This window comes from Microcystis sp. LE19-41.2A, assembly GCF_027530405.1.
Lineage (GTDB): Bacteria > Cyanobacteriota > Cyanobacteriia > Cyanobacteriales > Microcystaceae > Microcystis > Microcystis aeruginosa.
In genome coordinates, this window is the sequence record NZ_JAPZQJ010000234.1 from 1 (window position 1) to 1,025 (window position 1,025).

Below are 1,025 nucleotides of genomic sequence, written 5' to 3' on the forward strand. Positions count from 1 at the left end.
TTTTGCAAGCTCGCTTAGGTGAAGTTCCTTTAGATGTGGAACAATACCTGAATAAAGTTTCGGTACTATCTACATTACAAGAGATTGTTAAATTAGCAGCTACCGCTAATTCTCTCGCAGAATTTAAGCAGTCTTTGGCAAGAATCCAATAATCTTATCCTAATATCTAGAAAACGGGTTCCTTCGAGAAACCCGTTTTCTTGTAATAAATGTTAATTTCTGTTAAAGGGGTCTTGAAAAATTGGCAATTGTTATGCTAAAACTGTTAGCAATAAACTTTTGCTGTTACTGTCATGACTCTCTCTCTTTTGTCGATTATTCCTGTTGTTGACGATGTTTTGTTCAATTTCGCTCAATCTGATGGTTTTTGGGCGAATTTAGGAACCGCTTTTGGCACAAGTTATGATGTGGTTAAAGCGACGCAATTACGACAACAGTGGCAAAGCCGAAATTTTAGTCAAATTCCCCCAATTGAGGTACTTAGTGATGAGGTTTTGGGGACTGCGAATGGTGCATATTCCAGTAGTAAGAATAAGATTTATCTATCAGCATCTTTTTTAAATACGGCCTCGTCAGCATCGATAATTAATGTAATTTTAGAAGAAATTGGGCATTATGTGGATGCTCAAGTTAATCAGGTGGATAGCGCCGGAGATGAGGGGGCAATTTTTGCAGAGTTGGTTCAAGGTAACAGTCTGGATGTGGCAACCTTAGACGCTTTACGAGCAGAGAATGACCAGACAACAATTATAGTAAATGGCGAAATTATTCAAGTAGAACAGGCGGATTTTACGGGTACTAATGGTAATGATAATATTACGGGTACATCTGGAGATGATAACATTTATGGGTTAGATGGCAATGATACTTTAAGTGGTTTGGGGGGACAAGACCGCCTAGAAGGAGGAGATGGAGATGATCTTTTGTCTGGAGGAGCGGGGAATGATGGTGATTATTACGACTGGGAGAATTATTTCGGTCTCTATGGTGGAGATGGTAATGACACCTTAAATGGTGAAGCTGGT

At 39.3% G+C, this 1,025-nt stretch carries 1 protein-coding gene; it reads left to right on the top strand.

What is annotated here, in order from left to right; genetic code table 11:
* Positions 1-293 precede the first annotated feature (293 nt).
* Positions 294-1,025 (top strand): calcium-binding protein (locus O9290_RS10460; RefSeq protein ID WP_502846458.1); only part of this gene is annotated, 732 nt, incomplete at its 3' end.